The sequence below is a fragment of the Paenibacillus phoenicis genome (genome assembly GCF_034718895.1).
Taxonomy (GTDB): Bacteria; Bacillota; Bacilli; order Paenibacillales; family Paenibacillaceae; genus Fontibacillus; species Fontibacillus phoenicis.
Genome location: NZ_JAYERP010000001.1, coordinates 856,238 through 872,165, shown reverse-complemented (window position 1 = coordinate 872,165; position 15,928 = coordinate 856,238). Strand labels below are relative to the sequence as shown.

The 15,928-nt window shown below is 52.6% G+C and carries 20 protein-coding genes and 3 pseudogenes; 1 reads left to right on the top strand and 22 read right to left on the bottom strand.

Annotated elements, in window-relative coordinates:
- Nucleotides 1–82: 82 nt before the first annotated feature.
- The 20 genes and pseudogenes from U9M73_RS04085 to U9M73_RS03980 all read right to left on the bottom strand — a co-directional run bounded on the left by U9M73_RS04085 (nt 83) and on the right by U9M73_RS03980 (nt 13,178).
- Nucleotides 83–586 (bottom strand): GNAT family N-acetyltransferase, encoded by a 504-nt coding sequence (locus U9M73_RS04085; protein WP_009222907.1) that lies wholly within the window; start codon nt 584–586, stop codon nt 83–85.
- Between the two features lie 33 nt (nt 587–619).
- Nucleotides 620–781, bottom strand: coding sequence for a hypothetical protein (locus U9M73_RS04080; protein ID WP_009222906.1), 162 nt, complete (start codon nt 779–781; stop codon nt 620–622).
- Nucleotides 782–827: 46 nt separating this feature from the next.
- The gene (locus U9M73_RS04075) at nt 828–1,553 is read right to left on the bottom strand and encodes a YjjG family noncanonical pyrimidine nucleotidase (protein ID WP_260071965.1); all 726 of its coding nucleotides are present in this window, start codon (nt 1,551–1,553) and stop codon (nt 828–830) included.
- Between the two features lie 48 nt (nt 1,554–1,601).
- Nucleotides 1,602–2,516 (bottom strand): AraC family transcriptional regulator, encoded by a 915-nt coding sequence (locus U9M73_RS04070; protein ID WP_260071966.1) that lies wholly within the window; start codon nt 2,514–2,516, stop codon nt 1,602–1,604.
- Nucleotides 2,513–3,406, bottom strand: coding sequence for a pentapeptide repeat-containing protein (locus U9M73_RS04065; protein ID WP_323076391.1), 894 nt, complete (start codon nt 3,404–3,406; stop codon nt 2,513–2,515). The genes U9M73_RS04070 and U9M73_RS04065 overlap by 4 nt, the downstream gene beginning before the upstream one ends.
- 74 nt (nt 3,407–3,480) lie before the next feature.
- Nucleotides 3,481–3,936, bottom strand: a complete 456-nt coding sequence (locus U9M73_RS04060; RefSeq protein ID WP_260071967.1) for a DinB family protein — start codon at nt 3,934–3,936, stop codon at nt 3,481–3,483.
- A 222-nt stretch (nt 3,937–4,158) separates the two neighbouring features.
- Complete coding sequence (locus U9M73_RS04055) at nt 4,159–4,869, bottom strand: stalk domain-containing protein (protein WP_009222901.1); 711 nt, start codon at nt 4,867–4,869, stop codon at nt 4,159–4,161.
- Nucleotides 4,870–4,911: 42 nt separating this feature from the next.
- Nucleotides 4,912–5,100: a hypothetical protein gene (locus tag U9M73_RS04050; RefSeq protein WP_036643716.1), complete on the bottom strand. Its 189-nt coding sequence runs from the start codon at nt 5,098–5,100 to the stop codon at nt 4,912–4,914.
- Nucleotides 5,097–5,441 carry a hypothetical protein gene (locus tag U9M73_RS04045; protein WP_323076390.1) on the bottom strand — a complete coding sequence of 115 codons (345 nt, stop codon included), beginning with the start codon at nt 5,439–5,441 and terminating at the stop codon, nt 5,097–5,099. Before U9M73_RS04045 ends, U9M73_RS04050 begins: the two co-directional genes overlap by 4 nt.
- A gap of 614 nt (nt 5,442–6,055) precedes the next feature.
- A pseudogene (locus tag U9M73_RS04035) lies at nt 6,056–7,511 on the bottom strand (sensor histidine kinase).
- Nucleotides 7,508–8,001, bottom strand: a pseudogene (locus U9M73_RS04025) (response regulator transcription factor). The pseudogenes U9M73_RS04035 and U9M73_RS04025 overlap by 4 nt, the downstream one beginning before the upstream one ends.
- Before the next feature lie 13 nt (nt 8,002–8,014).
- Nucleotides 8,015–8,464, bottom strand: a complete 450-nt coding sequence (locus U9M73_RS04020; RefSeq protein ID WP_036643904.1) for a GNAT family N-acetyltransferase — start codon at nt 8,462–8,464, stop codon at nt 8,015–8,017.
- 42 nt (nt 8,465–8,506) lie between these two features.
- Nucleotides 8,507–9,136 (bottom strand): annotated as a pseudogene (locus tag U9M73_RS04015) (DUF4085 family protein).
- Nucleotides 9,137–9,176: 40 nt separating this feature from the next.
- On the bottom strand, nt 9,177–9,641 hold the full coding sequence (locus tag U9M73_RS04010) for a putative immunity protein (RefSeq protein WP_260071420.1): 465 nt from the start codon (nt 9,639–9,641) through the stop codon (nt 9,177–9,179).
- A 27-nt stretch (nt 9,642–9,668) separates the two neighbouring features.
- Nucleotides 9,669–9,923, bottom strand: a complete 255-nt coding sequence (locus U9M73_RS04005; RefSeq protein ID WP_009222895.1) for a hypothetical protein — start codon at nt 9,921–9,923, stop codon at nt 9,669–9,671.
- A gap of 104 nt (nt 9,924–10,027) precedes the next feature.
- A complete protein-coding gene (locus tag U9M73_RS04000) occupies nt 10,028–10,660 on the bottom strand; it encodes an NUDIX hydrolase (RefSeq protein ID WP_009222894.1) in 633 nt (210 codons plus the stop codon).
- 38 nt (nt 10,661–10,698) lie between these two features.
- Nucleotides 10,699–11,343 (bottom strand): alpha/beta hydrolase, encoded by a 645-nt coding sequence (locus tag U9M73_RS03995; RefSeq protein ID WP_009222893.1) that lies wholly within the window; start codon nt 11,341–11,343, stop codon nt 10,699–10,701.
- A gap of 158 nt (nt 11,344–11,501) precedes the next feature.
- Complete coding sequence (locus U9M73_RS03990) at nt 11,502–12,071, bottom strand: GNAT family N-acetyltransferase (protein WP_009222892.1); 570 nt, start codon at nt 12,069–12,071, stop codon at nt 11,502–11,504.
- A complete protein-coding gene (locus U9M73_RS03985) occupies nt 12,058–12,594 on the bottom strand; it encodes an RDD family protein (RefSeq protein ID WP_323076384.1) in 537 nt (178 codons plus the stop codon). The genes U9M73_RS03990 and U9M73_RS03985 overlap by 14 nt, the downstream gene beginning before the upstream one ends.
- A 77-nt stretch (nt 12,595–12,671) precedes the next feature.
- On the bottom strand, nt 12,672–13,178 hold the full coding sequence (locus tag U9M73_RS03980) for a GNAT family N-acetyltransferase (RefSeq protein ID WP_009222890.1): 507 nt from the start codon (nt 13,176–13,178) through the stop codon (nt 12,672–12,674).
- 213 nt (nt 13,179–13,391) lie between these two features.
- Between U9M73_RS03980 and U9M73_RS03975 the strand changes: the two genes are divergently transcribed.
- Complete coding sequence (locus U9M73_RS03975) at nt 13,392–14,639, top strand: RICIN domain-containing protein (RefSeq protein ID WP_036643901.1); 1,248 nt, start codon at nt 13,392–13,394, stop codon at nt 14,637–14,639.
- An 81-nt stretch (nt 14,640–14,720) separates the two neighbouring features.
- Here the strand turns inward: U9M73_RS03975 and U9M73_RS03970 are convergent, their stop codons facing one another.
- On the bottom strand, nt 14,721–15,170 hold the full coding sequence (locus U9M73_RS03970) for a PH domain-containing protein (RefSeq protein ID WP_009222888.1): 450 nt from the start codon (nt 15,168–15,170) through the stop codon (nt 14,721–14,723).
- Nucleotides 15,171–15,250: 80 nt separating this feature from the next.
- Nucleotides 15,251–15,895, bottom strand: coding sequence for a pentapeptide repeat-containing protein (locus tag U9M73_RS03965; RefSeq protein WP_323076382.1), 645 nt, complete (start codon nt 15,893–15,895; stop codon nt 15,251–15,253).
- Between the last annotated feature and the right edge of the window lie 33 nt (nt 15,896–15,928).

Below are 15,928 nucleotides of genomic sequence, written 5' to 3'. Positions count from 1 at the left end.
GATCATTGCTTCCTGGGGCCGGGTCATACGTTGGTCTTCTCATTATACATAATTTCAGACCGATTCGAGTATTCGCGTTCGTTTACAACGAGAAAGTTTGAGCTAGAACCTCGTGGAGGCCGGGCAACCCCTCGATTTCCACGCGTTCGATCGTCTCGACGAAAGAGATGCCTTGTTTCCGGTAAATCTTCTTCCAGAAAGCTACGGCAATGGCGTTATTCTGCAGCTGCTCCACCCGGATTTGGCCCTTCAAGCGCCGCAAAATTTCGAAGGCGGCCGTCTCCGCCGTTTTTCCTCCGCGATATTTATGAAGCACGAACATCTCCTGCACCGTAAAGTCGATCTCCTCGGGCACAAACGGTGGGGCGCAAACCAGAATGAAGCCGGCTACTTTCCCCGAACAATAGATGAAATAAGGATGCAGTTCTTCCCGCTCCAAGTAAAGGTAAGTGTTCGCCAGATCAAATCGCCCGTCTTCCCCCGGTTCCTCGCCGGTAAACGCCGATAAATCATGCAAGTACAGCTGAAATAAATTAAAAAACAGCGAGCTTTGAGACGGTAAAATGGGTGCGATTCGAACGTCCACGCACTAGCCCCTCCTTGGTTTCGCGATTTCGAGTTACCTTCCTCTGTTGTCCCGGAGATAAATATCCAGGGCTTCGATCCCCCGACGGGCCAGTTTAATAAACAGAATCAAGGCATATAAACCTAAGCCGGCGATAACGAGATAGAACAAGAATAGGAGGGCGGGAAGCACCCCAATGATCCCTGCACTGGCCATACCTATCAACTCCTCACCCTAATGATAAACGATCAGATGGTTGTTTTCAGTGGTCCACCGAAGGACTTCCCCCAACTCCGACCAACGTCTTGACTTCGGCCAAGCGGCGAATCTCGTAAGTTGGCCGCAAATTAAGCGTATTCGGGCGGTGATACGGGTTATACCAGCAAGTATCGATCCCGTAATTCAAACCGCCCTTCATGTCAGAAGTCAACGAATCACCGACGATTAAGACCCGGCTTTTGTCCGATGGCCGAAGCCCCAATGCTTCAAACGCATAGTCAAAAATCCCCGGATGCGGCTTCGAATACCCCGTGTCTTCAGAAACGATGACGGCCTCGAACATCTTCGCCAATGCCGATCCGGCAATTCGGTTTGCCTGCACCTTTTTGATGCCGTTGGTGATAATCGCCAGATGAAACCCGGCTTCGTTTAAATCGCGGCAGAGCTCATAAGCGCCTTCGAGCAGGAAGGTTCCCTCCCCTAGCAGTTCCAAATAACGCTCACTGATCTCCTCTACCTGGGTCCAGGGAGTTAATCCGAGCTCCTGCACCAGTCTGGCGAACCGTTCTGTCCGCAAAGCGGCCTGCTTCACCAGTCCTTGCTCCAAATCGCGCCACAGTTGCTGGTTAATGGTCTGGTACGCCTTCATCACTTCGTCGGTGCAAGGGATTCCCGCCTCCGTGAGCGTCCGGCTCAAGGCGTGGTTTTCCGCCTTCGGGTAATCAAATAACGTATCATCCGCGTCGAATAAAATATGCGTATAAGACATGGGGCTCCTCCTGTTGTGTTCTCTATCACCTTAAAATATCTCTTTGTCTTATGCCCTTGCTTTGATCGGAATGTATAAATCGACCTTCGCCTTGCCTTGCGGGTCCTGCGCCGGATCGTTCATGCTAAACTCCAGGCAGTATCGATCATCCGGATCGTATTCGCTGTCCGGCAGCCAATTTCCGAATATGCTCTGGTACAGCAGCGCAAGCTTATCCGGTGTATCATAAAAATAAAACTTGGCATAAAGCCCTCCCGGCAGCGTTTGGAAGCCGATCTCCGGCGGCGCATCCGCACGGCTTAGCGTATCCGGTACGGTGACGCAGGCATCGTATCGGCATTCCTCCTCTTCGGTTACCGCCGGATCATCCAGAGATATCCCGATAAAAGATTGCTCCGGCGGAAACAGCTGATGCTGCGCCGCCCACATGCCTAACTTTGCCCATGCCTGATAGGTTTCCAGATAACTTCCGACATGTCTCACATACGCGACTTCCATCAAAGGAAGCTCTACAATCGTGGCTTGCATTTGCCAAACCCTCCTCAATAAATTGTTTTTTACAGTTTGATGATAAGGGTTTGGCGCGGCACCGGCTTCCTGCCGATTGCGGTCCGCTTGCGAAATATTGCGATCTTGCCGGGCTTGCTCTCGCATCTCGGTTGGTGTACGACCAAAGTGCTTCTTGAACGCCGCATTAAAGCTCGAAGCAGACTCAAACCCGCATCCCAACGCAATTTCCAGCACGGATTGGTTGGTCTCCCGCAAGTAAGCCGCGGCCCGGGCTAAGCGCTGCTTGGTGATGTACGCAAACGGCGTCTCCCCCGTCACCGAGGCAAAAATCCGCGAGAAATGATACTTGGAGAAGTGGGACAATTCTGCCAATTGATCCAAATTGAGCTTGTGATGCAAATGCGCATCGATATATTTGCAGACCTGGTCGACCCTTTCCTGGTAATCGTTCATCTCGCTTCTTTCCTCCCCGAAGCTCCTTCCCAATAGAAGGGCCGTTTGAGGAGGGGAGGCAGCTTGGTAGCCGCGTCTCCTTTGGCGGCATTGATCTGAGCTTGCGTCAGGAACAGGCTCTCTGATAGATCAGCTCCCCTTACATCGGCATCCCGCAGGTCTGCGCCAATCATGTCGGCGCCGCGAAGGTCCGCTCCCCGCAGATCCGCGGCGATCAGGTAAGCACCTCTTAAATATATGCCGCGCAAATCGGCGCCCCGCAGCTTGGCGCTGATCAAGTCGGCACCACGCCCAAAGCTTCTGCGGCGTCCGGATGCAGTTCCGGCCTTCCGCAGCGCTTCAGCGCGGACGCGCTTGCTCACCTCCAGCAGCAGCTCGTTGACCTTCGCGCGATGCGCTGCCACATCATAGCTGAGCAAGTCGTCCAGCTTGGCGGAGGTCAACCGTTCCGTCTCGTCATAACGAATCCGCAAACGTTCATGTAAATGACTGACCTGAGGTAGACTTAACGCTTCATCCAAGTACCAGAGCAATTCATGCAGCTGCCACATGACCGGGAACACATCAAACATCGGCTTTGCCGATCCGGGCACCTGACGCCAACTTAACCCGGCGAAAGTCACCTGAGACACTCGTTGCCCTGCGCCAAAGCAGTCATAAACGGAACACCCCCGGTACCCCTGCTCCCGCAGACTGCCGTGAATCCCGCAGCGGAAGTCATCCCGCAAATGGCCGCAGGGCTGTCCAGCCGCTTTGTCCGCAGCGAAGTCCACCGAAGCCGCAAAAGGCAGGGCCGCACAACACAAGCCAAAGCATTGCTCACAGTCCGCCTGCAGCGTGAAGCGACGTCGGCCATATGCTGGTTCCTTGGTCGATAAATTCTCAGACATCGTAAGATTCCCTCTCTTTTTGCCATCGTTGTGTCTCTAATATAAACAAGGAACCGGGAAAATCATAGGATTTCTTAACGCTTAGGATCGCTGATTTGCCCCAGATGATGACGCGCATGCCGAATATAATCTTCAAGCAATTCCTCAAGAGTCATCGAGATGCCATCCGTAAAAAAACACCGTTTCTCCCAATCCGTCTCGGCAGAACTGCGCAGCGCATTCAGGATTAACCCGTTGAGTTGGTTCCACACCAAGAGAAGCTCCTCACGCCCATAATGATGCTGATACCCGTGACGTCTCACCCATTCATCCTGTACGTATCCTTCGAATGTGACCGGCTCATCCGTGGTCAGGATCCTCATAAACCGCACATGGTTATTGGCTGCGGAATCACACAAGTGTCCGAGGATTTCCAGCTTCGACCACTTCTCCGGCAACGGTTTCTTCTGAAATGGTGCCTCATCGATACTGTTAACCGTTGTTGAAAGCTTCTCCAGCAAGAGCTCCAGCTGTTCGATTCTTTTACTCATCTACGCTTCCCCTCCTCAGATCACCTTCAATTTGCCCAATAATCCTATCTTAGTCTAGAACAAGACTGGAAGTAAATGCCGATTTCCTAACTTTTGCCTAATATAAAAAAGCCTGCCGAAGCAACACAGATTCCTGCTCCGACAGACCTCCCGTGATTCCTTATGGGTTAACCTTTTTCATATCGTTTATCGTTGTTTCGCTTCTCTCTGACTACTCTCTCTTTATTTCAACTTCGCAACGGTAACGGCGACCTCCTCCAGTTGCGACGAACTTAACTTCCCGTCCGGTGATCTCAATGTAACGAACCGGTCGTCCAGTTGGAAGGACAGCATCGGCGTGTCGGATGGTGTGTACCATTTGGCTTTCGTGCCGTTGGACAAGGTGACCGTTTCCCCTTCATATCCATAGGCGTAATCCCGCGGGGAAATTGTAATCGTCATATGATTAAAGATCAGATTCACGCCGTCATCCGAATCGCCCACCATCTTGAAGGCATCTCCTTGGGCCATTTGCTGGGGCGCGTAAGGCGTTTCAAAGGATTCGAATTTGGCGAACGCCTTTTTGATTTTTTCCAATTGGGCATTCGTATACTTCACTGGAGTTAAACCGGTCTCAGATCCTGGGGTTTCCGAAGTTTCGCTGCCGATCTGCACCAGTTGTTTGTTCGCATCATAATTTACCGGGACCTTCAGCACGTCTGCCAACGCCCGAACGGGCAAATACGTCATACCGTTATAGGTAATCGGCGCTAAATGACGGCCTTGCCCGTCAACTGGAGCATAGGTTTTGCCATCGACCTGGATGCTGATTTGGTTGTTCAGATAGGCGTTGATTTTCTGCAATTTCGTACCGGCATAAACTCCGGCAGCTCCGGATAAGGTCATACCTACTACGGCGAAAGCCAGAATTGATTTTTTCATGTTGTTGTTCATATCGTTAGTTCCTCTCCCTTAATAAATTTGAATTTGAATTTTCTACTTAAAATCGATCACTTGAGTGACCAGCAGCGATTTCGGATCGTCCACCGTAATGCCCAGCCGTTTGCCCGATGGGCTCCAGCTGAACGGATAGATCGCATGAGGAGGCGGATCGACCGATGCGTAATAAGGAGCGAGCGGGGACACTTGCCCGGAGCCGGTGTCAAAAATATACACGCCATTCATCCCCGGCCTTCCATCGATCCGGCAGCTAAAATGTACGTTTCATCGTTTAGCCACCCGCCCAGCTCCAGGTAGTTATCCCCCTGAATTTGAATGATCTCCCCGGTTTGGCGATTCTCTACAAAGTTGTCGGCCGTGTACTTATTCTTCCATTTCTGAATGAAACGGTACTGGCCATCGGGAGACGGGGTCTCCTTCACAAGCATGTAGCCGTCCATCTGCTGTTTCTCCTCTCCCGCAGGCTGGCGTGTCTGGCCAGTCACCAGGTTCACGATCGAGACCTCATACGCGAATTGCGCTTCCTCCGTCGCTGTCCCGGGTTTGACCAGTCGGGTCTTTTCCACCTTCACCTCGTCCTCTGGCAAGCCGTCACGATAACCAACACAAGCGCTGCTGCCATAAGTTGAAGTGCATAGGTGCCAATAGGGGGCTTCATTCCAGGTACCTCCTGCGTTTTGCCACAGGAGTCGCCGTCCATACCGCTCACCCCCGTTGTTTCGGGGCGGCTGATTCGGTTCCCCCTGTTGACTTCAGTATAGGGAAGACCTTTCACATAAAAATATCCGACTTGTAACGTTCTTGTAACATCGACTGCGATTGTAACGTCTGTTGCGATTGTAATGTAGGCTACTGCGAGTGTACCGTTGGCTGCGGTTGCAATGTCGGTTGTAAATGTATCTCTCCTGCGATTGCATCGTCGGTTGTCATTGTAACGTCACCCGCAACTGCAAAAGTGCAGTTCATTTCCCGCTGTAGACGGAAAAATGCCCCTCTAGATGTAAAAGTGCAGTTCATTTCGGCCCAAAACGCCCTTTGGGAGCGAAATCGCCCCATTTCAAATGCACTTTTGCATTTCACCGGCTCAAAACCAGCGGTTATCCTAGAAATCAACTGCACTTTTGCATTTGGATGCAAAAAAAGCCCCGACTTATTCAAGTCTGGGCTGAAATGAGCCAGCTTAGCCACCGTTCTCAGGCTGCGGACGTTCAAGCGGCAGCTCGATCACAAACGTGGATCCTTCGGGACCGGAAGCCGCCAGGTTCACCGAGCCGTGCTGCTTCTGCGCAAGGCTGCGCACCAGCGACAGCCCAAGGCCCGTCCCGCCGTGGGCTCTGGACCGGTCGCTGCTGACGGTGTAGAACGGATCAAAGATGCAGGCCTGTGCCTCCGGCGGAATGCCGATACCGGTATCCCTGACCGTGATTTGCATCCGGCCGGTTATATTTCACCGCGTTATCCAACAGATCCATCACCATATGCATCACATTATCTGCATCGGCCCATACCTTGCCGTCCTGCAGGTCGGTGACGATCTGGATGCCTTGCTGCTCTGCCCTCGCCTGCAGGCGTGCCGCCGCCTCCTCCAGCAAGGGCTTCAGGTCCACCGAGGCCGCATGCGTCTCGAATTCATAGACGTCCATGGAGGAGAGCTTCAGCGATTTCTCAACCAGCGCGTACAATCGTTCCGCCTCCATGCCGATCTGGCGGCACGCCTCATCGAGCAGCGCCGGGTCGTCCCGATACATGTCCAACAGATCCGTATAGGCGAGGATCGAGGTCAGCGGCGTCTTCAGCTCATGGCTGATGTTCCCGATAAACAGCTTCTGCTGCTGCTCCAGCTCCTGCAATCGGGTCACGGCCTCGATCAGCTTGCTTTTCTCATCGGTTAACTGGGCGTGGGTCGTGGCAATTTTTCCGCTCATTTCAAAAATCCCCAACGCCAATTCGCCAAGCTCGTCCTTCCGGCGAACTGTTGGCTCACGAAGGTACTCCCCTTCCCCGATGCGCATGGCGGCGCGGTTTAGCCGCGTAATCACATTGGCCTGCCGCCAGACATAGAGGTAGCCGAGCAGAAATCCCCCAACCAGTACGGCCGCGCCTACAAGCCAGAACAGCCGCCGAATCCTTTCGTAAAAAGCGTGCTGCTCCGCAAGAGACACATGAAATTGGACCGTCCCTACCGGCTGCTGATCCATCGTATATAGCGGTGCTAGATACAATAGCTGATCCCCTTGCGTGATATACGCCGACTGTCCTTTGGCCGTATAAACCAGCGCGTCCTGGACGTCCACCTTCGGCTGAAACGGCAACGAGGTGCCAGCAAGCGTCCCGTCCAACTTATATCATGTGACCGGGAGTCCGCTTTCGGCACCTAAATTGACGGCAAGGCCTTGTCCGCTGAGTTCCATAAACGCGTCCGGAGCCGGTGATACGCTCGTCAGCGCTTCTTGACGGACCCGGAGATTCGCGGTTTCCGCCTCTGCGGCCAGCATTTGCTCCAAGCGCTTGCGCTGGTCCTCCCGGATCCCGGCCAATACCAACAGGCTAAGCACAGCGATCACAGCAGCAAGCAGGAAAGCCAGCAGCAGCGCAGCTCTACATTTCAAACCAAACCCTAGGCCCCGCTGTTTCATGGCGAAGGCTCCACGCTTTTATAGCCGATGCCGTATACGGTTTGTATGCAATCGTTCCACTGGCCCAGCTTCTTGCGCAGCCGTTGCACGTGCATGTCGTGCCGCCCGCGAAATCCATGTCCCACACCTGCTCCAACAGCGCTTCCCGAGAAACACCCGTCCCGGATGACCGGCCAAGAGCGCCAGCAAATCAAATTCCTTTGGCGTCAAATCGATCAGGGTATCTCCGGCATGAACCGTCCGGTTGAGCAGATGGATCGTAAGGATCGCTGGCCGCAATGGCCGCCCCTCCAGCTTGCGGCAAACCTCGTATCCGCTTAGCTTGCATCATCACGTCCAGCACCATCACGTCCGGTTTGAACACCTCAACTTGGTCCAAAGCCTCTTGCCCGTACGCTGCCATCTCCACCGTATACCCTTCCCGCCGAAGCGCATACGACACGGCTCCGGAAATACTCGCCTCGTCATCCACTACAAGCACTTTGGTCATGCGATAACTCCCTTTACTTCAAGCTCAAAAAATAATGATAAAACTCCGTATCCCGATCATACCCGCTTGTTTCATACAATCGCTGAGCCCGGACGTTCGTGATCGCTGTTGACAGCTCTAGGCCTTTTGCGTCCGTCCGCTGAGCGTGGGATTTTGCTGCTTCCAAGAGCAGCTTCGCCGCACCTTGGTTCCGATATTCCTCCCGCACGTACAAATCATTTAATATCCACACCCGTTTCATCGAGATCGAGGAAAAAGACGGGTACAGCTGCGTAAACCCAATCGCGTTCCCGCTGACCGAATCGATGGCCAGAAAGACGACGGATTCGCGCCGGCTTACCCTTTCCGCCAGAAAACTACGGGCTCCTTCGAGATCCGAGGCTTGTTCATAAAATTGGCGATACTCGTCAAACAGCCGTACCAAGGTCTCCAGGTCACCGGATTCCGCTTCACGGACGATCAATGATGTAGGATTCATCGGTTTAGCTCCTTCGTAAATGATAAACTACTCTATGTTCACGCCGCCGGCAACCAGCGAAAGCTCGTGCATTTCCCTCGGAGCTTCGAGCAGCAGCCGGAACTCAAACCAATGGGGTTCGGTCCAATCGATTTCCTCATACAAGCACATGCTGCCCTGCAGAAGCTCAGGCTTTTCCACACGAAGTGATTTCACGTTCTGAAAAATAAGACGCGTGAATTGTTCTTTACCAACCTCATCAAGTACAATCTCAACGGAACCATCATCGCGCGGAGTGAATACCTGGATTCGGGCATCATGAAATCGGACATTCTCCCAAAGTTGCCGAGCGTCTGCAGGAAGGTTCTGCATGATCTGTTCATATCTATCCCTGTATTCGTCGCAACGCCGTTTCCATTCTGCATCCCAGTTGCCTTTCCACTCCCTGATCCAGGCAGCCAATTCAGGACTGGGTCATCTTGTCTTCATGAAGCTCCCATCAAGAACCTGAGGATGAATGCTGGAAGGGAAATGCTTTAACATCAGAGGTTGAATGAACCATTTATACATCTCCTTGGCTTCTTTATCATAGTCCCTGCCTTGCTCGACATACCAGGCTTTGTCTGCCTCCAGCTCTTGCTCAGATTCCGGATAAACCAGGTACCCCCGGATTTGCATTTGCTCATAAAATACTTCAACTCAACGCCCCCGTCATTGCTTATGTCCCCAATTCCAGCAACCGACGGAGCTGCCACTGCCGCTCCTGCTCGGCCCTTGCTTTGGCCGCTTCCGCGTTGTCCGCAGCATAGGCGATCGCCTTGGCGGCGTAGGTGGCGCTGTGCGCCGCGTGCCCCGCCACATGCGCGGTAGCCGCCGCGTGGCCGGCGGCTCGCGCCGCAGCGCCGGCGGAGGCATGGCCGGCATCATGCGCCGCGTTATGCGCCGCAACCGCCGCCGCGCGCGCCGCGGCCATGCTGACTTCGCCGCGCACCCAAGCGCGCGCCGCTTCGATCGCCTGCCGCGGCCGCAGGTCCTTCGGCCGTGCCGCCTCGAAGCAAGGCAGCACGCGTTCCGCGCATTCCGCCGCCCATAACGCCAGCGTTCGCTGGTCCATCTGCTCCGCTTGGTCTGCGATGGCCCGTTTGATTTTCACATCAACAAACTTCCTGGATTCCAAGTGGATTTTCCCCTTTCCCCGATACGAAGCTAGTTAGAACAATCCCCAATAGAAAATAAGCAAGAGCGCAAGAATCACAGCGGCGGTAATGGCCAGGTTTGGGATCAAATTTCCGTAATAGCTTTTGAGGTGTGTATAGCATTCCGTTAAGAGTAATAACCCGGCGAAGATCGTTACAATCATGCCAAGAGCGCGTATAAACCCGAAGATGGGACGAAGCAGAAAGAAATCCATCGCCGGAAAAGGAACCAGACAAAAACCAACGCCGACCAGAAAAGCGTATAGCAAGCTCTTTTCCTTGCTCAGCGGAAGTCACCTCCTTGCTTGTAGCTCATGCCGCACACTTCTATACCATTTATATATGCTGACGCCCAGCAGAAAACCCGCCGCGTTCAGAATAAGGCGGTAATCCGGTCAAATAACATTTGATAATACTCGTCCGAATTGGGCGTAAAATCCGTGAGCCGCCACGTGGCCTGTTTTTCCTTCAGAACCCCGTTGGCTTCATCCACGTAAACTCCCGTTGACGTCAGCTCGTCGCGTTCCCCGCGGCGCAGCTCCTGAAAAGCCAGCATGCCCACCCAATACAACCCGGTCAGTTCCTCGGTCTGGATGCGGTAATCGAGCAAGGGCTTTTCATTTTCGTAGATAAAGACATGGTTGACCTCACGGTCGATCAAATCGGGTGAAGGAAAATGCTCTTGAGCTACCCTGCCGAGATAAGTCAGATCCTCGACCGGCACCGCTAACCCAAGCTCCTCCTCCAATTCACGGATACCGTCCTTTGCGTCTTCTCCGGCTTGGAGATGACCTGCGCAGGAAGTATCCAATAGCAACGGGAATACGTCTTTGTTGGGATGACGCCGTTGAAATAACAGATAAATCTCACCCTGGGCATCCCGTTTAATGATCCAGCAATGAAAGGTTTGGTGCCACCACCCTTTTGCATGGACCTCTTCTCTAGAGGCTGTACCCAGCTTCTTCATATCCTTCGTGTAGATGTCAAACATTTCAGTTTCGCTCATGCTGTCCTCCAAGTGGGTTCGTTGTCAGCCGTTCTTCTTTAGTCCTGATCCTCCGCTCCACCAAGCAGTACTTCCTTATATAAAACGGTGAGCTTTCGTAAAATTTCCAAGCTTTCCTCCACCCGTTCCGTTTCCAAGACATGGTTAGCGCCGGGGATCGGCACAATCTTCAGCCGTTCGGATGCCTTCAGACGGCTTGCCAATCCGGGTGGAAACACATCATCCTTCGTACCGTATACGACAACCGCTTGAGTTTCATGGATGTACGGGAGGGTATCAGAAATTGGCGTCAGATAAATATGCCGGATTTCCTCTGCTCTGACCCCCAATCTGCGATGAACTTCGCCAGCCACCACCGTCCCCAAGCTTTTGCTGATAAACACAATTTCTTCATAGCTGCCGATGACCTGCCGTATCGCGTGTTCGCAATCCTCAATAACCTGCGGGATCTCCCGATACTCGAGCTCCTTACGGGCGGCCTGATAACCGTACTCCAGCGCCAGAATATCATATCCGCACTCCCTGGCTGCAAGCGCGGCATAATGCAGCGTGGGTTTATCGCAAGAGTAATTTTTGCCGGGAAACAAAACCACCAGCTTTCGATTGGAATCCGTGACTTGGATATATCTTACGCTCATCTCGGTCTTCCAATGGGAAGGAAACTTCAGAGTGGATGCTTTCATCCTTGTCCCTCTCCTCTCAATATTAGAGTAACTCCAGAGTACCTATAGCTGAAACCGCTCCTGAATGATTTGAGCCACCTCGTCTGCCGTCTCCCTTCCGCATATAATACAACCCGGCTCTCGTATACGTTTAGCCGGGTCATGCAGCATATCACGTTCTATTCACGGCGGGGCAGCTTAGCATCCAGAAAATTCGTCTGGCAATCGTCCCGCAGCAGTTCCATGTAGATTTCATCGAAGTAGGTATTGTTCACGTAGTAGCTTTGCGATCTGCGGCCAAACACGCGGAAGCCCGCTTTTTCATAGCATCGGATGGCCGGTTGATTGAACTCAAAGACGCGCAGCATGATGTTGTTGAGGTTCAGGATCTTGAATCCGTATTCGCATAGGAGCTGAAGCGCCTCGGTACCGTACCCTTGCCCCCGCTGTCCCTCATCTCCCAAGAAGATCCCAGCCTCAGCCACTCTGCGGACATGATCGATGGCAAATAACGAACAGTTGCCTAGCAGTTGGTCTCCATCCAGCTGAACGATCGCGTAATTTTGGCCTTCCTTGGCCATGTCTTCCAAAAAGCTCTTCTCCCGTTGCAACCCGATCACTTCACGGGAAGTACCGAGCCGGATGGAAACGGTTAGATCGTTGATCCACCGAGCGTAAGTCTCCGCATCCTCCGGATTCACCGGGGACAGGTACAGTCTGGACCCCACCAGCTTCTTAAAATACTTCATCGGTTATCTCCCTCTCTCGTGCGCTTGGATTCACCTTCGTGCCAGCAACCAGATCGTGGCAGGTCCGGCTTCCCTTAGTGGAAAATAATATCACAAGATAAACGATCATTAAACCGTTCGGCAAGTAAATCCAGCCTGGATGAGCCGGCGTTTCCACGCTCCACCAAGGTTCGGGCACCAAAATGATGGCGTGGGTCATCTCCCAGGGAAGCAGGCGCACCGCCGTTCTAGCCAAAGCTTGCCATAACCGGATCGGCTCCCCCCGGCGGTTCGTAACGCGTAGATTAAGCCACTTTTTCCCAAACGTCTGTCCATCGCGCAGCTCCATCACAGTAAAATAACTCCATACGGGCAACGACATCGTGGCCAGCACCCAAAGCTCAATTTCAATCCCCTTGTCGAAATCGTCGAAGGGAAAGCCGGAAGCGGCGGCATTTATCAGCCATTGCAAAGACACCAAAATGACTGCCAGCATTGTGAAATCGATCCAATAGGCAAATAACCTCTTCAGGGCGAGTATCATGTCTCACCTGCCGATTCTTTTTTTATACAAGATACGCTTTTCGCGACTCCATCTGACCTCGATGGCGGTGTTCATGCTCACTCCAGCCTTAACGCCATATAATCCTCATCAAAATAGGCTCCATCCCATTTCAAGGCTCTTCGCTCGGTTCCATACCTCTGAAACCCGAGAGATTCGTAAAGCCTTCGTGCCGAATCATTTGTAGAGACCACCGTTAAATTCAGCTGTTCCAGCCCTTCCATCCGCTTGGCTCTCGCAAGGAGTTCTTCCATCAGCGCCTGACCTATCCCCTTCCCACGCATCCCGGGGGTTACTAATAAACCAAACACGTTTCCTTTATGCCGGGTTTTTGGGGAACTTTCTCGAATAAACGTAACGATGCCGGCTAAGGTCCCGTGCTCGTCGAACGCGCCTAGCACAAAGCGGTCTTCGGTTGGTTTGATGCGCTCCGTCACCATGTCCATTGTAAAGTCCGCCTCCCGCTCGAAGGTAGAGCCGAAGGCTTCCGGATTTACCTGCAATCCTTGCAAGCGAAGGCTTTGGTAGATCGACGCGTCGCTCTCCTCTAATATTCGCAGATTCATAGCTTTCCCCCGTTCCGTCTTGGATTGATACCAGAATACCAGAACCCCATCAATTTGAAAAACCTGTAAAAAAGTTGTTGTAAAACAAACCTCTAAATGGTAATCTATGTAATGATAGCGCTATCATATCAAAATCGAAACCGGTTTAGTATGAATTTCGCCTGTGGTAAGTTAGCCCAATCCATTCATTCTTGAAAGGAGCGATTTTTCATGATGCTAAAACGCGGTAAACCGATTCTCCTCTTTCTGGTGCTCACCCTCCTGGTCGTCTTTGTCCCCGTCCCCAACACGACAAGCGCGGCTCCCAACTGGCAGTTGGTATGGAGCGATGAATTTAACGGTTCCTCGTTGAATCGCGGCGTTTGGACGCCCGAAATTGGCACCGGCCAGAACGGATGGGGGAACAACGAACTTCAATATTATACCGACAGGCCGCAAAACGTACAGGTGACGGGAGGCAATCTGGTCATCACTGCCCAACGGGAAAATTATGAAGGAAGAAACTACACCTCTGCACGAATCAAAACCCAAGGCTTAAAGAGCTTCCAATACGGCAAAATCGAAGCCCGCATTAAGCTTCCAACCGGACAAGGCATTTGGCCGGCGTTCTGGATGCTGGGCGAAAACTTCAGAGATGTCGGTTGGCCTTACTGTGGTGAAATCGACATTATGGAACATGTCAACAATGAATCGGTTGTCCATGGTACCGTCCATTGGGACGCCAATGGATATGCCTCTTATGGCCGGGCCTCGGGCAATTTGGATTTCTCTCAATTCCATACGTACTCCATTGAGTGGGACCCGAGCTATATCCGCTGGTTCGTTGACGGCGTTCAGTACAATGAGATCTATATCGCCAACGGAACCGGGAATACAGAAGAATTCCAGAAGCCGTTCTTCATTCTGCTGAATCTCGCCGTCGGCGGCAACTGGCCGGGCAGCCCGAACGGGTCGACACCTTTTCCTGCACAAATGCTTGTGGATTATGTTCGCGTCTATCAGGATCAAGGGGGTTCCTCGCCCGTCCTTGAGAACGGTGCCGTATACACCATCGCCTCCAAAGTCAGCGGCAAGGTACTGGATGTCGTGGATGTCTCCACTGCGGACGGGGCTAAAATTCAACAGTGGACCAACTATTCCGCCAGCAACCAACGCTTCCGGCTGGAATCCACGGGCGATGGCTATTATAAGCTGACCGCCATCCATAGCGGCAAGGTGCTGGACGTCCCTAGTGCAAGCACAGCCGCAGGCGTGCAGCTGCAACAATGGACGGATAACGGCACCGATGCACAGCGATGGCGAATCGTAGATGCAGGCGGCGGATATTTCAAGCTGATCTCCAAAGCCAGCGGATTGGTCATGGATGTGTCTGGCGCTTCAACAGCGGACGGGGCGGCGGTCCAACAGTGGACCGATAACGGCACGGATGCGCAGAAGTGGATGTTTACGAAGGTAAATTAAGCTTGAGCTTCAAAGGGGCGGATATCAATTTCCGCCCCTTTGGTTCTAGGTAAGCTGGCAGGATAGCCCTTTTCCCCCTGCTCAGGATTGATCGGCGATTTGGATGGAGGGGTTCCGGCGAATCAGCTCTTGAATAAACCGCTCCTGATCCACCGGCGAAATGACGACGCTGCCCAGGACACCGTTCCGGTAATGGATTTCGATCGCATCCCGCGAGAATAAGAGCCGATATCCCAACCAGATATTCGGTTGCCGCGTTATTCGAGTGATATCCTCATAACGAATTTTTGAATGAAACATCCCGCCTTTGACAAACAGCAGATCCTCCCTGATCACATAAGAGATATCAAGCGCTAACCAAGCCAGCAATAGGGTGACGAGCGCATCGGGCACGATGATCCCTACAAGCTCCGTTCGCGTTAACGCTTGCGGATCAAGAAGCAGCGGCCAAAGCAGCACTAGATTAGCAACCAAGAGAAAGAATAGCCAAAGGCATACAAACAACGGATCCCGTTTCGTTTTGAATCGCATAGCAACCCTCCTGCAATTCACGTTTACGAGTAACGTCGAGATATCGCCGGATGTATCCGGGTGTTACGTGCGTTTTTGTATTATTTTACGATCAGGCCAAGCAGTTTGGCAAAGCCGATCGCTTGCTCCGGGGAAACCGTGCAGCCTGCCAAGGCATAGGCCGGGATATCTACGCGTTCAAACGTGCAGGTGCTGATATCCATTCCCTTCAGTGAGGTATCGTTAAAATCCGCCTCATTCAGATCCGAGTTCAGCAGCTCAACCTCTTTAAATTTGGCGCTGTAAAAATTCGCGTTCTGCAGAGAACAGTCATGAAATCTCACCTGCTTCAAGGAGGCTTCCACGAAGTCGCTTAAATTCATGATGCAACGCTCAAACATCACGGAGCCGGCATTCACTTTGGACAGATTCAGCCCCGTCAACTTGCAGTCTTTAAAATGCACCCGGTGGATAATGGCATTCTCCAGCACCGCGTTGGATAAATCGCAATTTTCCAGCACGACGTCGGTCATGTCCATCCGCTCAAAAGTGGTACCCACAAAGGAACAGCCCCGAAGCATCACTTTGGATAAAATACATTTTTCGATACTCCCGTACTCATAGGATGCGCCCGCCACCGTAGCTCCAACCAACTCATGGTCCTCATCGTCCAGCACATCCTCCCAATCGGCTTCCATTAATTCAGCCGTAAGCTGTGGGGGACTCATTTTCGTTTTTTTGCTCATCAAGTTTCCTCCCGGATGACGTCTTCGCCAACT